We start from the raw sequence: 17942 nt of genomic DNA, 5'->3' as shown, positions 1-17942 counted from the left end.
GGAAGCGGATGATAGCGGATAGGCAAAAAAACACACGTGAATTTTTATCGCCTTGCGCAAACAGATCGGCTTTGCGTTATGCTGCGTAACAAACGCCAGCCTAACGCGCAAACCTTACAGGAGATAAAAATGAAAACAATACTCGGTGTGGCTTGTTTTGCCACTGCTTTAATGGCAACGCCAGCACTGGCAAACCAATGTGGCGCTATTCTTGGCCATTTTATGCAACAGTTAAATACCCGTGAGAGTGTAGATTTATGTGATAGCTACAAGGGCAAGACGCTGTTGGTGGTAAATACGGCCAGTAAATGTGGCTTCACCAAGCAGTTTGAAGGTTTAGAAGCGCTGTATCAGCAGTATCAGGATAAAGGCCTGGTGATCCTGGGCTTTCCATCAGACAGCTTTATGCAGGAATACGATGATGCCGAAAAAACGGCAGAAGTATGCTATTTAACCTACGGTGTAAAATTCCCGATGTTTGCCAGCTCTAAGGTAAAGGGCGATGATGCCAACCCGGTGTTTAAGGCCTTAATTGCCAAAACCGGCGAGTCACCAAGCTGGAACTTTAATAAGTATCTGGTAAGCAGCGACGAGCAAACGGTAAAACATTTTGGCAGCCGCACCGCGCCGGATGATAAAGCCTTTATTGCTGAGCTGGAGAAAATGCTGGCAGCAAATGCTGCAGAAGCCACTGCTAAAGCCGGCGAGTAATCACTGCGCTAAATAAACCAGTCAACTGGGGCTGGAACCTCGATTTGGTCATCACAGAGTGTCTGAGCGAACGCGCAAGCGGTAGCGAGTTGCTGTGATGAGCCAAGGCGAGTGTTGCAGCGCAAGCAGTTGACGGTAGGTTTTTTCTGCAATACATGCAGTTAACGATTTGACTAAGTTTTAGTGCTCAACTCAAACGCCGTATCCACAGTAGTAGGTTTTGCTTCTGCTGCTGTGCGCGCCAACACATCACAGCGCTCGTTCTCCGGGTGGCCGGCATGACCCTTTACCCAGTGCCATGCCACTTTATGGGTTGACGCAGCGGTATCAAGGCGCTGCCATAAATCCTGATTTTTCACCGGCTGCTTCTGGCTGGTCTTCCAGTTATTGCGCTTCCAACCGGCCAGCCACTGCATAATGCCTAAGCGCACATACTGGCTGTCGGTGGTTAAATCTACGTCACAACTGTCCTTTAAGCTTTCCAGCGCAATAATGGCCGCCAGCAACTCCATACGGTTATTGGTGGTTAAGCGATAACCGCCGCTTAGCTCTTTGCGGTGCTGCTTGTAGATCAGCACAGCGCCGTAGCCGCCCGGCCCCGGGTTACCCAGGCAGGAGCCATCGGTATAGATCGCAACTGTTTTGCGCATAAAGCCTTTCCTCAAACCAAAACGGCGTATAATCTAACTCAAATGCTGTAAAAAACGAAACCACCATGGCTAAAAGACAAATTATTCTCGACACTGAAACCACTGGCATCAGCCCCAAAGATGGCCACCGTATTATTGAAATAGGCTGTGTAGAGCTAATAAACCGGCGTTTTACCGGTAACAATTTCCATGTTTATATTAACCCGCAGCGGATTATTGACGCCGAAGCCGTAGCGGTGCACGGTATTACTAATGAGCGGTTAAAAGATGAGCCGGTATTTCGCCAGATAGCAAAAAACTTTTACGACTATATTCAAGGTGCTGAGTTGGTTATTCATAACGCCGCCTTCGACGTCGGCTTTATAAACCATGAATTTTCACTGCTACAGCCTTCTCTGCCGCCGGTAGAGCAGTACTGTACTATTTTAGATACCTTAATGCTGGCGCGTGAAATGCACCCCGGGCAGAAGAACAACCTGGATGCATTATGCCGCCGCTATGATATTAACAATAGCCATCGTACCTTGCACGGCGCTTTGCTTGATGCCGAAATTCTGGCAGATGTTTACCTGTTAATGACAGGTGGGCAGGTAAGTTTAAATCTGGCCAATGAACAGGATGGTAGTTATGGCAATACCGGGCCTGTCGCATTGCAACGCAGTGGCAAATTAACGGTATTGCATGCCACTGAAGCCGAACTTGCCGCGCATGAAAGCCGGCTGGATCTGGTACAGAAAAAAGGGGGCAGTTGCCTGTGGCGAAACTGATATGGCTGTTATTGTTAAGCCTTAGTTTGTCGTTAGCTGCGCAGCAAGCTGAAACGACAACGCAAGATCTACACGGTAGCTTAGATGAGGATCTGCACGACGGTTTTGAACTGCTGCAGGACTTACCGACTAAAAACCAAATCCCGTTGTTTGAAAACCGCTTTCGTATCGATGACAACGTCGCAGAAATTACCCTGCTAATGTTTCGTCGTCGAGGCTCAGCCTCTGTGGTGCTGGTACGTCCCGACGGCAGTAAGTTACATTTTAACACGGCCGAGCAAAATGATATCCGCTGGCATGACGCCAGTAGTTATGATCTGATCCAGATAAAGAACCCGATGCCTGGCCCTTGGCAGGCAGTAGGTAAGTTATTACCACAAAGCCGGGTTATGGTGTTAACAGACATTCAATTGCACGTTGATGCCTTGCCGTCTGACCTGATGGTTGGTGAAACGGTAAAAGTTACCGCCAGATTGACCAATGGCGACCAGCCGATCAATGTTCGCGAGTTTCGAGAGGTGCTGGCGCTGGAAGTGATTTTTGTCAGTACTAATAATGCTGAGTATGACAATTTTGGCCGCGGAGTGGTGCAGGTCGCCACATTTCGTGATGATGGCAAAGGCTATGACGAGCGCTCGCGCGATGGTGTGTTTACCGGCGAGTTTCAGCTACGTTTTGTCGCCGGTGAATGGACGCCAAAATACATAGTGCGTACGCCACTTTACACCCGTGAGGTAGAGCAGCCGCCGGTGGTGCTGCTAGCAGCACCTATAGTGGCAGACATTACGGCATCGCCGGTGTACGAGGCAGTCAATCCGGACGAAAAGGTAGAGTTGCAACCGCATAATGTGCTGTTCAGGGTTACGGATAAAAAGGTCAATGCGGCATCCGTGTTGTTACAGGGGCGTATTCGTTATCCAAATGGTGATGTTGATGAGTTCGCCCTGAATGAACCCGGTTTAACACCGCGGCAACTGGAGCTGCACAATAGAGGCCATGGTAGTTATATTCTGGAGGTGCAAGCTTTTGGTGCAATGCAAAACGGCCGCGAGTTTATGTTAAATTTGCCTGAGATTAGTTTTGTGGTGAACCGTCAGGTTTATGAAGCGCCGGTATTGGCAGAGTTACCACAGCATATAAAAGATGAAATTGCAGCTGAAAACGCACCTCCTGAACCTGAGTTTCCCTGGTTGCTGGTAATAGTGGCGAATATATTTATCCTTGGCGGCGGTGGTTTTGCTATCTGGTTTGTTATCAATGATAAAAAACTGGCTGATTTGATGTTTTGGCGTAAAAAGCCCGCAGAAGCGCAAAACAGCGCTAGCCCATCAACGGCTAAAGCTACAGCAACGGAAAAAATGCCCGCTAATGCACAAAAAAACAACGATATGGATGACATTCTTGATCTGACTTTACCGGATGATTAAGGATTAGGCAAAAGCGGAAAAAAAGGTGTTGACGGCCTATCGGCTAATCCGTATCATTCCCGCCGCACTGCAGGATACCCAAACGAAATCTTGCAGCGCAATTGGTGCGGAGCGGTAGTTCAGTCGGTTAGAATACCGGCCTGTCACGCCGGGGGTCGCGGGTTCGAGTCCCGTCCGCTCCGCCAATTTTCGATACACACCGGAGCGGTAGTTCAGTCGGTTAGAATACCGGCCTGTCACGCCGGGGGTCGCGGGTTCGAGTCCCGTCCGCTCCGCCACTGTGTCGAAATATGCTTCCTGATCCGGAGCGGTAGTTCAGTCGGTTAGAATACCGGCCTGTCACGCCGGGGGTCGCGGGTTCGAGTCCCGTCCGCTCCGCCACTTCAGCAAGTAGCCGAAAGGCAAAGCCATCAGAGCGCAAGCTCACTCCAGCGCGGAGCGGTAGTTCAGTCGGTTAGAATACCGGCCTGTCACGCCGGGGGTCGCGGGTTCGAGTCCCGTCCGCTCCGCCATTTTAAGCCAGCATATTGCTGGTTTTTTGTTTTCTACAGCATAGTGATTGCCGGTAGTTCAGTCGGTTGCTCTCTGTTACGAGCTTAGCCGGCCTGTCACACCACAAGCTCAAAGCTTGCACGTTGAAAATGTTCGCGGGTTCGAATCCCGGTAGCGAAGCCATTTTACTTCTTTAGTGTCTCCAGCCTGAGCGCTAGTTCAGCCAGTTACTCTTTATTAAAAGCTTACCCTACATTAAAGTTTCTATTGACGATTATGGCACCGGTTATTCTTCGTTATCGTATCTGACGTCTTTGCCGATAGATTATATAAAAATAGATAAAGCCTTTGTACAGGCACTGGACCAAGGCCATAACCTCAGTATGGTAAAAGCCATGCTAGCCATGGCGCAGGCAATAAACGTAGCCGTTATTGCTGAGGGCATAGAAAGCGCAGCGCAACAGACCTTACTGGCTAATTTAGGTTGTGAGTTTGGTCAGGGATATTTTTATGCTTCACCTCAAGGTTTATTTGCAATAGAGCGACAATTGACCAATGCTCAAGGTGCTAAATAATCTTAACGCTCAACACTAATATTGACGTTTTAAAATTCCCAACTAATATAAGACAAATGAGACATTTTATTTGGAGCCAACTATGCCAATTCCGGTAACGATTGCTGACGACTCACTAATGTCACGAAAAGCGGTAAGGCGGGCGCTTCCGCCTGAATGGGATGTTGAGATTACAGAAGCCTGTAATGGTAAAGAGGCACTACTAGCTGTTGAATCAGGTAAAGCAGAGGTGCTGTTTCTGGATCTAACCATGCCGGAGCTCGATGGCTTTGGCGTGTTGAAGTACTTGCACGAGCACCATGCAAAAACCGTCGTAATCGTGATCAGTGCAGATATTCAACCTGAGGCAAAGCGGCTGGTTGATTCATTGGGCGCGTTCAGATTTTTACATAAACCACTTCAGGCAGAGCAGTTGCGGGATACCTTGTTTGAAGTGGGGTTGATATGAACACCTTATTGTCGGAAGAGCAGCGTGACGCACTGCAAGAGCTGATGAATATTTCGATGGGGCGAGCTGCCAATGCGCTGGCCCGGTTAGTCGGTGCAAAAGTTACACTGTCTATACCACGCATCGTATCCGTTACCCCATTAGAATTTTCTCAAATGCTTAATGACACAGATGTGTGGTATACCCGGCAATCTTTCGTGGGGCATATCCGTGGCGAGGTACTTACAGTATTGTCAAAAGCAGGTTGCGACTCCATCGGAGAATTGATGGATTACGAAGTACCTTTAGACAAAGACACGCTTAGCGAGTTATTGCTTGAGCTGGCTAATATTCTGGCCGGGGCCTGTTTATCGGGTTTTGCAGAGCAGTTGGCTTTAAACGCAAAGTTAAGCATGCCTACGATATTTTTCCCTCAAAATCAGGAGGTTGCGCAAGTTCACTGGGCTAGCACTCTGATGATGGAAGTTGAGTTCAAAGTGGAGGCTAGTCAATTCGACTCCAGAGTAGTGATATGTCTGGAAGATATTGCCGTCGACACCCTGTTGCAGGCGTTAAACCGGTTACTGGAGTAGTTATGCAGAACACATCCTTACTGAGTAAACTGGTATCGCGTTTGCCACTGGGGATCTGTATTGTTGATCAGGATTACAACATATTATTTTGGAACGACTTTTTTACTGACCGTTTGGGTATTTTGCAGCAAGACACCTCTTTACCCAACTTACTTGAGTTATTTCCTCACGAAGCGCGCTTTCTGAAAAAAAAAATTAACAGTGTGTTTGTTTTGAATAATGCCAGTTTTTCGTATTGGGAACATCGACCCCACGTATTCCAGTTTCGCAGTAGCCGCCCGATAACAGGCGAAGAAACACTGATGTTTCAAAATATTGAGTTTTTCCCGCTGGATGTTGAAGCTCAGCAGGTAAATACCGTTTGCATGGTGGTACAGGATGTCACTGAGCTGGCCAGCTACTATCAGGCACAGAAAAAACTGTCCGGGCAACTTGAGCAAGAACATGCTGAGTTAACAAAGCTAAACACCAAACTTGAAGCGGCACAGAATCAGTTATTGCAATCAGAAAAAATGGCGGCAATAGGTCAACTGGCCGCAGGTGTCGCACATGAAATAAATAACCCGGTTGGTTTTGTCAGTTCTAATTTGCAAAGTCTGCAGGACTACAATACTAAGTTATTTAAACTGGTACAGTTTTATCAAAAATTGTTTGCCAAAATTAACCATCCTACCTATCAGGCGTTAGAGCAAGATATGCTTAAACGCCAGCAGTTTGCCTTTATCAGCACCGATTTACCTGAACTGCTGCATGAGTCAATTGAAGGGCTTGAACGAGTCGCCGCTATTGTAAAAAATCTGAAGGCTTTTTCGCACGTTGACAGCAGTGAGTGGCAGTATGCCAATATTGTCGATGGCCTGGAAAATACGCTAAAAATTGCCGCAAACCAGATCAAGTACAAGGCCGAAATACATCGGCATTACCAGCCAAATTTACCAGAGCTGTACTGTCAACCTATGCAGCTAAATCAGGTATTTTTAAATTTGTTGGTAAATGCTGCTCAGGCGATTGAAGATAAAGGTGAAATTTTTATAGACGTAGCGGCAACGGACTCCGCTATTACCATCGCCATTAAAGATACCGGCGTTGGCATTGAGAAAAAACATCTGCAAAAAATATTTGAGCCCTTTTTTACCACTAAGCCGGTAGGTACCGGCACCGGGTTGGGGTTATCTTTGTCGTACAGTATCTTACAGAAACACAAGGCTAACTTGTTGGTAGAAAGTGAGCCAGGTAAAGGCAGCTGCTTTACCATTACACTGCCTTTATTAGCGACTGAGCAGTTATTGGAAACCCCGGTATCAGACGAGTGATAACTACAACCTGATGTTGGTTTCGATAGCTAACATCAGTTTAGATAGAAGCTGATCATCTTTTTCAGATAATTTGAGTTTTAGTTCGGCCTCTGTTGCAGCTTGCGCGATAGCGTCAAAACCAAAACAGGCACTGGTACCTTTGATCTTATGTAGTTCGTGCGCTAGCTCTTCATATTTTTGCTGGTTTAATAGTGCCATCAAACTCACTTTTTTAGCGATCAAGCTTTGTTGGTACTCCATTGCTAACTCGTCAATTGCTTCAGCAGGGCTTACCGCTAGTACTGTATTCAGCAAACGCCCTATGGTTTGCAGCAACGCATTTTTATCAATGGGCTTGGTTAAAACGCTATCAAACGGGGCTAATTCAGTTTGGTCGGTAAATACGTCAGCGCTCAGCTGAATTACCGGTATTTTAATGCCTAGCTGCCTGATTTTTAAAGCTGCTGAGCGGCCATCCATTCCCGGCATTTGCTGGTCCATTAATATCAAATCAAAGCCATGCTTTTTCACCATCGCCAGCGCTTCCCGACCGTCTGTTGCGAAGCTAAGCGCTAAGCCGGTATCTTTAAGCAAAGAGGCAATTAAATCGCGTATGTCTTTTACATCGTCAACCACCAACAGACGTTTACCCTGATGTCTTAGCTCTGATAAAGCTACTGTCTGCTCTACCGCAGCGGTAAGAGGCTGTGTTTCGATAGAGACTAATTTGGCCGGAATACGCAGTGTAAAGGCAGAGCCCTGGTGCAGGATGCTGTTAACTGTCAGTGTCATGCCCATGGCATCGGCCAGTTCTTTACTGATATAAAGCCCGAGGCCGGTGCCGCCATAATCACGGCTAATGCTGGAGTCGGCCTGAGTAAAGGCCTGAAACAAGGTGGGTATTTTATCAGCTGCTATGCCAACACCTTGATCGGTAACGCTGATGACCACATCAGTTTCTGCATAGTGTGCGGATAAGCTTATCGTACCGCTGTGGGTAAATTTCACCGCATTGCTTACCAGATTAAGTAATATTTGTTTTAGCCTAAAAGGATCGGCCCAAATACAAAGTGCAGCCGGTAAGTTGATTGCAACGTCTGCAGTAAGTGGCTTACTGTCGCATAACTGCCCCAAACTGGCGGCAATTTCGTCTAATACACTCAGCGCGTTTACCGATTTTGGCGCGTAACTCATTTTACCTGCATCCATTTTTGCAACATCAAGAATATCATTTACGACATTGTGCAGATGTTCAGTATTTTGCTTTATGCGTGTTAGCTGAGGCAAGGCGTCGGTATTAGCCTGCGATATCAGCGCTTCGGTAAAGCCCTTTATAATGGTGATGGGGGTGCGTAACTCATGGCTCATATTGGCTAAAAAGCGGGTTTTTACTGCCGCCAGATGGTTTGCCTTATCGCGCTCCTGCTCCAGTTCACTTGTGCGTTGTTCGACGCGTTGTTCTAACTCGCTGTTCAGTTGTCGCACTTCCTGCATGGTGGCGACTAGTGCATGGTGTGCACCAGAGACGCGGCGCTGCATAGTGATAAAACTGTCCGTTAAAGCATCAATCTCCGATGCGGATTGATTGAACTCAGGCTTAACCTCACTGGCACTTTTGCCATCCCAGTGCTTGGTAAAGTCGACTAATTGCTCCAGCGCCATGGTATAGCGGCTGACAAAGCGTTTTGACAGGGTTACCGATGCTTCAAGAATTAAGGTGATGAGGCCAAGTGCAACAGCGAAATAAAAATAGAAAAGCAGTATTGATGATTCGGTATCAATAAAATAGCTCAGTGACCAGCCAGTAGCGCCAATTTGCTCCTGCAACATAAAATGATGTGCATCTTGACTAATAACGATTGGCACAAGAGGATTAAACACGCTATTTTGTAAAAAGCTTTTGGGCATAGGAGTGGCATATTCTGGCCGGTGCCATAGCTCACCAATGTTACCGCTTGTGGTATTACCCCAGATTTTTTTGCCGGCATTATCAAGCAGGAGCTGATGTGACATATTGTCTTTGTCTATAGAAAACACGTGCAGCAGGGCGTCAAGCTTGACAGACAATTGTAAAATGCCGCGAAAATTGCCATTTTCTGTGATAGGCGCACTGACTGCAAACAATTGGTCGCGCCCCAGCATTCGGCCGGTAAAGGTATCACTGATATAGGGCAATTTTTGGGTTTTCACGGCTTGGAAATATGTCCGGTCTGCTACGCTGGTACCTAGCAAATCGTTGTTTGTGACATCCGCTTTGTAAAACTGCGTGACGATACCCAGCGGGTCTGTCGTTAACGCTGAGATAAATTCCTGCCGCTGTGTCACCAGATGTTGTAAGGTGGCTTTATCAAGCATGCTGTCTGGTAAGGCCGCCATGGTCTGCATTGTGGCTAAATATTCATTTAGTTTCAGCTCAACATTAGATTTCAAGTTATCTAACTGAAAGTGATAAGCAGCCATTTTTTTGACCAGATTAATACTGGTTGCTCCGTTTAACCCCAGTGTAATCAATAAAGTAGCAGGAATGGCCGCATAAAGGCCAAAGCGGTACGACAGCTGGTTTTGCAACGACTGTTGCCGTAATTGTTTTGCTGATACAGACATAGCTAACAACATCGACGCCGCTTTTATACACCAGGCAAAAACGGCAGTGCAAAGCAGCACAAACAGACTAAACAACAACGGATGATGGCTTATTCCAACCGGTAACATCAGAAAGCAAATGACTGCAGCAATAGGTATGTATATCAAGCTAATTAGCCAAATACTACGTTTGGGGTGGTTAAAGTAAATGAGAAACAGCACAGCTTGCGCTGCGGTTAGCACAATCGCGGGCGATTGCGCCAATGGCAGCGTGACAATCATAAAACTTAACATGCCCCAGACCAGGCCTAGCCTGGCCAGGATTACAAAGATGGCGACGTTGCCGACAGTAAGAGGCACCGTAATCGGCAGTGCGACCGCCGAGAGGTTGGCCAGGTAACCCAGTAATACGCAATAACTAAAAAATATTATTCTATTGATTTTTAGCGGTTTGCTCTGCCAGTTAATCATCTTTTCCGGCATCCGATACAGGCAAGCTGACAACAAATACACTACCCGCTGCGCTGGTTTGCTCCAGCTCCAGGCAGCCATTATGCTGCTCGACAATAGCGCGTGAAATAGATAAACCCAGCCCGGTGCCTTGACCTACATCTTTGGTGGTAAAAAAGGGTTCAAATATGTGAGTGATCATACTTGTTTCAATACCGCAGCCATTGTCGGCAATTTTTATTGTCAGCCAGCGCCCGAGTTGTGTTATGGAAACCGCTATCAGGCCTTGTTTATGATGAATCGCGTGGTATGCATTATTAATCAAATTTAGTAGTACCTGGCTAAGTTGTGTCGCATTGCCATCTACAAAAGCGCTATCAATATCTGTAGACAGGGTTAACCTGGCATTACGTTTTATTTGTGTATTGGCGATACGAATAGTACTTGCCAGCAGCTCCAGCAAGTCTACTTTTGTTACTGAAGTATCGTCCGGATGTGAGAAGGTTCTTAAGTTGTTAATGATATCCCGCGACCTTCGGGCGCCGGTGAGGCTTTCCTCGATTAACGCAAAACTGTCTTCTAATAGAAAACTCAGGTTTGTGGTTGCTGCTACATTTTTTAGCTCTGGCGCTGTCGAGTAAGCACTGTAAACAAAATCCTGCACGGTTTGCATATAGACTTTTAGTGTATTGAGATTGCTGTAAATAAACCCCAACGGGTTGTTCAACTCATGGGCAACACCCGCAGCCAGCTGACCTATAGCCGCCAGCTTATCTTGTTGCACCATGCTCTGTTCTATACGCTTTTGTTGGGCAAACAGCTGATCGCGTTCGGCTGCCAGACGCTGGTTTTTAAATAGTGACAAGATGCTGGCAATAAAGCTGCTGTAGCTTGCCACCACTGTTTTGGCGTCAATGGTAAAGGTTTTAGGCTGATCTGAAAGTAACACCATGGCATAGTGGTGCTGCCCAATCCTGATGGGTTGGATCAGTGCTGAACTGGCTTGGGGTAGCATGTCTCTAAACTCTGCCGGCCATTTCGGGCTGAGCGCAAGGTCGAAAAAAACCGTCGATTGACTAAATATGTGCTGTTTTGCTGTTGTATCATTCTGACTATGCACTAGCGGCGCTGCTAAATTTTTCAACCGCGCATCGGTGGCGTCTAAAATGCTGAAGGATGTCTCATCATCATTAAGTGCAACAATACATTGCTCATCGGCTTGCAGCTCTTGGCGCAGCAATGCAAACAGGGAGGTAAAGGGTGACTGCTGCCTGTCTTTTGTAGCAAAAGTGTCCAGCGTGTCACGCATAAGATTGTTTAGTCTTTTGAATTTAAGCAGTTGCTGATTTTCGACTTTCAATTGTAACAATAGCTCTTGCTGTTTTTCAGATTGACTCATTGACGCTCCCAAAAATAATTGCAGAGATCATCAAGTTGCCATGCCTGTTGATGCCATCGGCAAAGCGTCCCTGTTCACCAAAGGTGTAGCCGCCGATAAACGGAATATTTTCCAGTTTTTGCCTTATACCTTGATGCACTCTTTTTATGTCATCAGGAATTGCGAGCATGCAACCGGCACAAAAAATAACAATGGCTGCCTGCGGTTTGCTATCGTACAAATTACTCAGTTGTTGTCGGGCAATGCCTGATACTGTTGCGGCGCGCTGCACCAGCAGTTCAGTATCACCTTGCATAAAGGTTATACTTTCTCCGGTATGTACCTGGGAAAAAAGATCAATTGAACCATCAGCTCTTATTAGCGCCGGGTGTGATAGCAATGCCATGTTGACATCATGCTGTGGCACAATTCGGCCAAGTGGCGAGAAGGTACTGGCGGCCAATACCGGACCTGCCGGTAAAGAGGGCTGCCCCTTGAGCTCGCGCCAGGCATTGTAAACATCGGCCGCTGGCTGGTTATCCAGGCTGATAAGCTGTCGTTCAGACACTTCGGTAACGACAGCAGACAAAGGTGTTTGCTCATAACCGCAGCTAAAGTAATAACTTATTGGTACTGAAGGAAATAATACCGCAATAGTAAAACCGGTATGAATTAACTGCTGGCCATCGAACATACACCAGTTTCCGCTAACATCGTTATCGGCACTGCTGCCACCAAACACCGGTACATCGTTGCCGATAAGCTCACGAATGCCTGTCAGTAAGCCTTCTTCCAATCCTGGTGATGGGCTGCACCAAATAAACGCCGGCAGTTCACCGGGTTTATTTGCTGCCAGTAAGGCTTCTTGTAGTGCAGCTTTGCTGTCTTCAACAATGGTTTTGCTATCACTGTGCCGACTGGCTACACCGTAAGCTCCGGTAGGATCGACAAACTGTAGGATGGCAAGATGATGGTTTCCTTCTATAGCTTGATCAGAAAAAGCATCCTGACACGAGCTTGTCGCTACCCAGCGCGCTGACAAAAGGGTGGCGTAATGGCAGCGGGACAATTCACTGATGGCTTTGACGCTGCCAAAGGCAATAGATAAACATGCTGTTTCCGGTTGTTCTAAAGCGACTAATTGATCACAGAAGCAGGCTTGATCAGTTGCATCAAGGCAATGACGGATCACTTTCATCGTTTTTACTCCTCTGATTCGCTTATATCGATAATATCTACCGCTACAAGCAGAGTTTCTTTATGTTTCATTTGGTATGCCAGCAGTTTGTCCAGTGATGACTGGGTAATGATGTGGTCTTTAGGCAGTAACAAGATGTGCTTTTTATTATATAGATTATTTTTAAGTTTCATGCCGGTTGCCAGCTGGGTGACTTCAAGGCCGCTGCGCATATTTTCGGTGGTATGCAGGTCGTTTTTCTGCAGCAATACTGACAAAGCTTTGATGACATTAGGATCGTAATTGCTACCCTGATGTAGCTTTATATTGTCAAACGCCTGGCGTAGCGTAATTTTTTTGCCATCCACAAAGCCGTCTGTCATTAACCATAAATCTCGCACCGCTGCGAGAATTCTTGCACCCAGCGGGATATCTGTACCGACCTTTTGTGCCGGTTCACCAGCGCCATTAAAACGCTCCAGCTGGTTTGCAATAATTAACGACACATCTGATAAATGTGTGGCAGGGAGCAAAATTTCCTCTGCGTGTTGCGGATGTTCAAAAAACTGACGACGTTCAGTGCCGTCCAGTTTTGTATAGACACTGGCAGCTATGTGCGGTGGTAAAGCAATTTTACCAATTTCACAAAACAACCCTGCTTTTCGCACCGCAATCATCTGCTCTTTTGGTAGTTGCAAAACCTTAGCAACATTTTCACAGGTGCTGCTGATCTTTCTGGCTAATTCGCCGCTCAAGGGGGGGTAGCTGCTGATGATGTTGTACAGTACCTCCAGGGTTGCCGCTTCTTCTTTCTCGCGTTGTGCAGCCATTTCCTTGTATTTTGACAAGGTGGTTTTTAGTTGGGCAGTGCGTTGATGCACCATCTCTTCCAGAGAGTGGTTCATCTCTTTTAGCTGCTTATTTTGTGCCGCTACTTTTGCTGTCAGGACTTTATTCTGACGCACTAACCTGTATAAAGCTAAGCCTTCATCTACGGCCGCCAATAGCTCCTTGTTTTCCCATGGTTTTTGAATATAACGATGAATTTTGCCAAGGTTGATGGCAGAAACAGTGGAAGCTAAATCAGCATAGCCGGTCATTAAAATGCGGTAGGCGTCTGGCTGTAGCTTAGATGCCTGAGCCAGAAACTCTGCGCCAGTCATGTTGGGCATACGCATATCGGTAACGATAACGTTGACCCGTTGTGTGCGCATAAGCTCCAGTGCTTTGGCGCCGCTGTCAGCCAGCAGCAAATCGACTTCAGTATTAATAAAAAGACGTTGCAACGACTTTAAGATGCTCTGTTCGTCATCCACACACAGTACTATAGGCTTCTTTTCATCTGACTGGGCCGTCATTCTTCCACCTTTCGCATTTGTCTTATTTGTCCTTGTGTATAAAACTATGCTATAAGCTAGTAAGAATCAAGTTTAGCAGTGGAAGTTATTAGGTGAAGACACTTAAACCAAGCGAAATTGCGCAGTATTGTGATGTACATCAGCGCACAGTAAGCCGTTGGATAGCCAATGGGCAACTTAAAGGGCATAAATTGCCTGGTAGGGGGAACTATCGGGTGTTGGTAGAAGACTTTATCAGTTTTCTGCACCGGCAGCATATGCCAATGCCTGATATCTTGCTGCAAGAGCGCGCCGGGCAAGCTGCTGTAGAAAAAAAACGCGTATTAATCATCGATGATGAAGTGGCTATGCGCAATGCTGTGCGTCGTGTGCTGCAATCGACACCGCATGACATTATATCTGCTCAGGATGGTTTTCAGGCGGGGGTAAAAATTATTGCTGAAAAGCCTGATTTAGTTATCTTAGATTTATCAATGCCCGGTCTGGATGGTTTTGAAGTTATTCAGTTTATTCGTCAGCGCCCTGACCTTGCTACACTTAAAATACTGGTGTTATCAGGTTTGGCACCAGCAGATTTAGCCGAATCTGTCAGGATTGGTGCAAATGATGCGATTGCTAAGCCATTTGACAATGCAGATTTACTAAGCAGGGTAAACAACTTGCTGAGTTAGGAGGCAGGATGGAAAAGTTGGTTCTGGTTGTTGATGACGAAATTGGCATTTTAAAGGCCATTAGCCGGGTATTGTCGCGTTCGGGCTATAGTGTCAGAACGGCAAGCTGTGGTGCTGATGCGTTGACAATTTTACAATCATGGCCCTGCAAAGTGGTGCTGACCGACTTTCGCATGCCAACGATGGATGGTGCTGAATTGCTGGCAACAATAAAAAAGCATTTTCCTGACATTGTCGGTTTGGTTATTAGCGGTTACGCTGACTTTGAATCAGTAAAAACCTTGTTAAATGCAGGCACTGCGTTTCGTTTTTTACAGAAGCCCTGGGAAGACGAAGAATTACTGCTGCAAGTCGGTGCCGCCTTTGAGCACTACCAACAACATCGTTTTAACCGGCAGGCCAGTAAAATGTTGCTTGCGGCGTCGGAACCGCTGCTTGAGCTGTCATCAGAGGGTATGGTATTACAAGCAAATGCAGCTGCATGTGCATTGCTCGGAGATGAAGTAAGCAAAGCGGGGTGTTCGCTCGCCAGTTTGGTGGGGCCAGAGGACAAAGATAAAATTAGCGCTGCGCTTTTTGATGCGGCCCGCAGCGTATTTGTAACGCTGGACAGTCGTGCCGAAATTGAACTGAGCTGCCGCTTAGTTGGCCCCCGCAGCTGCATTATAGAATTGTCTTATGTAACGGTTCCGGTGTTAGTTAATAACGTGTTTGACTTACCCGCCATGTTAAATTACCAACAGTTGTTGCAGCTAATCCCAAAATATATACAAAATGCGCGCCCTCTAGCCTTGGTTGCTGTAAAAATTCGCAGTTTTGAGTTGTGGAGCCGTGTTATTGGTTACACCGAAGCAGAGCGCGCACTTGAATCTATTGCTGAACAATTGTTAAGGTCTGCGTCTGCCGCAGGAGAGTTGGCATTTCTGGCCAATGAACAGTTTGTCATTGTGCTACCTGTGCCAGACAGTGAGATGCAGGTACTGCAGAATATCACTGAAATACTGTCATCGATAACCGGTCATCAACAACTGGCTAAGGGGGCAATAGACTTTGCTGTAAGTTATTGTTTGCTGCCTGAAGATGGCAATGACCCCCGCACTATATTGAACAATTTGCTGCTGGGAAATATGCTGGTTGCGCAGAGTACAATGCGTATGTTCATGCGTTACGACCGCCAGGCGGTAGAGCGTAAAAAGCACCAATTGTCTTTAAGTCAGGCTTTACATAGCGCAATAGAACAAGACCAGTTATTTTTGAATTTCCAGGCCAAGTACGATTTGCATAAACAAGCGTTATCAGGTTGTGAGGTGCTTGTGCGATGGCATCACCCTGAGTTCGGCATTGTTTCGCCATCGTTGTTTATTCCTTTGGCTGAACAGCAGGGGCAAATTATTGAAATCGGCTATTGGGTGTTAAGGCAAGCTTTTCAGGCTTTGGTTAATTGGAATAACAAGGGTATTAATATTGGTAAAATGGCGGTAAATATTTCTGGCCGTCAGCTGATGGAGCCAGATTTTATAGAGTGGATAAAACACCATTTAACGCATTACGGTGTAAATGCCTGCCAACTGGAGTTCGAACTTACCGAAACCTTTTTACTGGAAAACTTTGATGATTGCGCCAACAAACTAAAAGTGTTGTCAGAGCTCGGTATTAGTATCGCTATTGATGATTTTGGTACCGGCTATTCCTCTTTAGCCTATCTCAACAAATTACCATTAAATGTGTTAAAAATAGACCGGTCATTAATTGACGACGTAGAACGTAATTTGCAGACACAAAGCCTGGTGGCAAATATTGTGCGTCTGGCACATGACTTAAATTTGCGTGTTGTTGTTGAAGGTGTCGAAACCATGGACCAGTTACAACTTGTCCAGCAAATGGGCTGTGATGTTATTCAGGGGTACTTTATTGCCCGGCCACAATCAGAGCAAGGCTATATTGCTCTGCTATCGTCTGCAGGCTCTCAAAGTGCCGGTGCGCTGTGTGGAGGTGCTGATGTTTAACGTACTTTTTATTGATGACGACGACTTTATGCTGCGCGCGTTACTGCGCCTTGCAAGGCGGTTGCGGCCGAATTGGGAGTTTTATAGCTGCCAGGATGCCACTGTCTGGTCGAATGCTGTTGCTGCTAATGTGAAGATAGATTTGGTGGTCTGTGATTATTTAATGCCGCAAATACATGGTGACAAAGTACTTGCCGAAGTCGCACTGTTGCAGCCTGAGGCAATCAGGACCTTGCTGACAGGTGATACCACCGAAAATGTTATATGCGATTCCGGAAAAATAGCACATTTTGTTTTGAGTAAGCCTTTTAACGAAGGTGATTTCCTGCAGTTGTTCACCTGCGTTGAACTTGTTCATGCTTTACCTGTCTCGGCAAACACAAGAGCCATGCTAGGCAGCAGCGCTTTGTTACTGCCTCTGCCGGACATTGTCAGAAAGCTGAAAACCCTATTGCACGATGAACATTGCAATGCAATGGACATCGTGGAGCTTGTTCAGCATGAGCCTTTGATCGTTGCCAAATTAATACAATTGGCTAACTCTTCTTATATGGGGTTTAGTCGGGCAACATTATCGCTGGAAGAGGCCATTAAGCGATTAGGCATTAAATTAACTGATGCGGTAATTACCTCAATTGCTATGGAACATGCCAGTGAGGCTATGCTTGAACACGAATTACACAGAAAAATTAATGACGTGGCCTATAATGTTGCAAACCAAAGCCAGCAGCTATGCGCTGTGTTAAATTGCAGTCAGGATGTGAAAGATGAATTGTTTGTCGCAGCACTGCTTTCAGTAATTGGTCAGTTAATTACATCAACCCGGCAGTGGCAGCAAAAATTTGCCGCCGATTATACTTCATGGTCAGAGCTCACGCTGCGATCGGTAGTCTCTGCTTACATGCTGACGTTGTGGGGATACAATGAAAAGCTCGTGCAGGCTGTGTTACTAAGCTCTGCGCCAGATTTCTCATATACAGACGACAACTTGCCGTTATTACTTTACCTTGCCAGACAGCGTGCAGAGAATAACGGTAGATTGCCACAATCCACTGTTAGTGCGTTGCCTGATGAGCTAATTCGGCAAAAATTGAGTAGTTGCTAATCACCGTTTTTTAGCAAGCAGGTATTTTTATGTCTGCTGATAAAACATTTTGTCATCTGGTCTATCTTGTATATTACTTACGCCTAATGCCATGTGAAGAGGTGAAGCTTGTCATCATCAGAGCAGATCTTGTCAATGCTATCTGTTTTGTGAACCGATTTTCTCGACTCACTGTCAAGCCGCTGCCATAAACTAGAGCACTATGTCCTCAAACTTAATGGAAAAAACAGGGATTGTCTGGTGTAACCGTGCTTATGCGTTCTCAATTACTCGCTCA

Annotated in this window: 15 protein-coding genes and 4 tRNA genes; 14 read left to right on the top strand and 5 right to left on the bottom strand. The window is 46.3% G+C overall.

The genetic code is table 11. The features are described from left to right. Positions 1-129: 129 nt before the first annotated feature. Entirely contained in the window at positions 130-711 is a 582-nt protein-coding gene (locus ACYVIC_RS18825; protein ID WP_460862416.1) for a glutathione peroxidase, read from the top strand. 173 nt (positions 712-884) lie between these two features. Here the strand turns inward: ACYVIC_RS18825 and rnhA are convergent, their stop codons facing one another. Then, entirely contained in the window at positions 885-1361 is a 477-nt protein-coding gene (rnhA, locus tag ACYVIC_RS18820) for a ribonuclease HI (protein WP_460862414.1), read from the bottom strand. 65 nt (positions 1362-1426) lie between these two features. Between rnhA and dnaQ the strand changes: the two genes are divergently transcribed. From dnaQ to ACYVIC_RS18770, 10 genes are all read left to right on the top strand, one after another. After that, the gene (gene dnaQ / locus ACYVIC_RS18815) at positions 1427-2128 is read left to right on the top strand and encodes a DNA polymerase III subunit epsilon (protein WP_460862412.1); all 702 of its coding nucleotides are present in this window, start codon (positions 1427-1429) and stop codon (positions 2126-2128) included. Then, positions 2116-3555, top strand: coding sequence for a TIGR03503 family protein (locus ACYVIC_RS18810; RefSeq protein ID WP_460862410.1), 1440 nt, complete (start codon positions 2116-2118; stop codon positions 3553-3555). Before dnaQ ends, ACYVIC_RS18810 begins: the two co-directional genes overlap by 13 nt. Before the next feature lie 108 nt (positions 3556-3663). Further along, a tRNA-Asp gene (locus tag ACYVIC_RS18805) sits at positions 3664-3740 on the top strand. 16 nt (positions 3741-3756) lie between these two features. Continuing rightward, positions 3757-3833: transfer RNA gene (locus ACYVIC_RS18800), tRNA-Asp, on the top strand. 26 nt (positions 3834-3859) lie between these two features. Further along, positions 3860-3936: transfer RNA gene (locus tag ACYVIC_RS18795), tRNA-Asp, on the top strand. Positions 3937-3990: 54 nt separating this feature from the next. Further along, positions 3991-4067: transfer RNA gene (locus ACYVIC_RS18790), tRNA-Asp, on the top strand. 216 nt (positions 4068-4283) lie between these two features. Then, complete coding sequence (locus ACYVIC_RS18785) at positions 4284-4622, top strand: EAL domain-containing protein (protein WP_460862662.1); 339 nt, start codon at positions 4284-4286, stop codon at positions 4620-4622. Positions 4623-4704: 82 nt separating this feature from the next. Further along, entirely contained in the window at positions 4705-5070 is a 366-nt protein-coding gene (locus ACYVIC_RS18780) for a response regulator (protein WP_460862409.1), read from the top strand. After that, positions 5067-5642, top strand: a complete 576-nt coding sequence (locus ACYVIC_RS18775; RefSeq protein WP_460862407.1) for a chemotaxis protein CheC — start codon at positions 5067-5069, stop codon at positions 5640-5642. The genes ACYVIC_RS18780 and ACYVIC_RS18775 overlap by 4 nt, the downstream gene beginning before the upstream one ends. A 2-nt stretch (positions 5643-5644) precedes the next feature. Next, positions 5645-6955 (top strand): ATP-binding protein, encoded by a 1311-nt coding sequence (locus ACYVIC_RS18770; RefSeq protein ID WP_460862405.1) that lies wholly within the window; start codon positions 5645-5647, stop codon positions 6953-6955. A gap of 3 nt (positions 6956-6958) precedes the next feature. Here ACYVIC_RS18770 and ACYVIC_RS18765 read toward each other — a convergent pair whose 3' ends face one another. From ACYVIC_RS18765 to ACYVIC_RS18750, 4 genes are read right to left on the bottom strand one after another with little or no spacing between them, the layout of a single operon-like run. Beyond that, the gene (locus ACYVIC_RS18765) at positions 6959-10072 is read right to left on the bottom strand and encodes a hybrid sensor histidine kinase/response regulator (protein WP_460862403.1); all 3114 of its coding nucleotides are present in this window, start codon (positions 10070-10072) and stop codon (positions 6959-6961) included. Next, on the bottom strand, positions 9984-11369 hold the full coding sequence (locus tag ACYVIC_RS18760) for a sensor histidine kinase (protein WP_460862402.1): 1386 nt from the start codon (positions 11367-11369) through the stop codon (positions 9984-9986). The genes ACYVIC_RS18765 and ACYVIC_RS18760 overlap by 89 nt, the downstream gene beginning before the upstream one ends. Continuing rightward, positions 11356-12546, bottom strand: coding sequence for an FIST signal transduction protein (locus ACYVIC_RS18755; protein ID WP_460862400.1), 1191 nt, complete (start codon positions 12544-12546; stop codon positions 11356-11358). Before ACYVIC_RS18755 ends, ACYVIC_RS18760 begins: the two co-directional genes overlap by 14 nt. Before the next feature lie 5 nt (positions 12547-12551). Continuing rightward, positions 12552-13883: an HD domain-containing phosphohydrolase gene (locus ACYVIC_RS18750; protein WP_460862398.1), complete on the bottom strand. Its 1332-nt coding sequence runs from the start codon at positions 13881-13883 to the stop codon at positions 12552-12554. 92 nt (positions 13884-13975) lie between these two features. Between ACYVIC_RS18750 and ACYVIC_RS18745 the strand changes: the two genes are divergently transcribed. From ACYVIC_RS18745 to ACYVIC_RS18735, 3 genes are read left to right on the top strand one after another with little or no spacing between them, the layout of a single operon-like run. Continuing rightward, the gene (locus tag ACYVIC_RS18745; RefSeq protein ID WP_460862397.1) at positions 13976-14554 is read left to right on the top strand and encodes a response regulator; all 579 of its coding nucleotides are present in this window, start codon (positions 13976-13978) and stop codon (positions 14552-14554) included. Between the two features lie 8 nt (positions 14555-14562). Beyond that, positions 14563-16560: an EAL domain-containing response regulator gene (locus ACYVIC_RS18740; protein ID WP_460862395.1), complete on the top strand. Its 1998-nt coding sequence runs from the start codon at positions 14563-14565 to the stop codon at positions 16558-16560. Then, positions 16553-17665, top strand: coding sequence for an HDOD domain-containing protein (locus tag ACYVIC_RS18735; protein WP_460862393.1), 1113 nt, complete (start codon positions 16553-16555; stop codon positions 17663-17665). Before ACYVIC_RS18740 ends, ACYVIC_RS18735 begins: the two co-directional genes overlap by 8 nt. The last annotated feature ends 277 nt before the right edge of the window (positions 17666-17942 follow it).

It is taken from the genome of Rheinheimera gaetbuli (assembly GCF_054781935.1).
The sequence above is the reverse complement of the archived record's forward strand: the minus strand, read 5'-3'. Positions and strand labels throughout refer to the sequence as shown.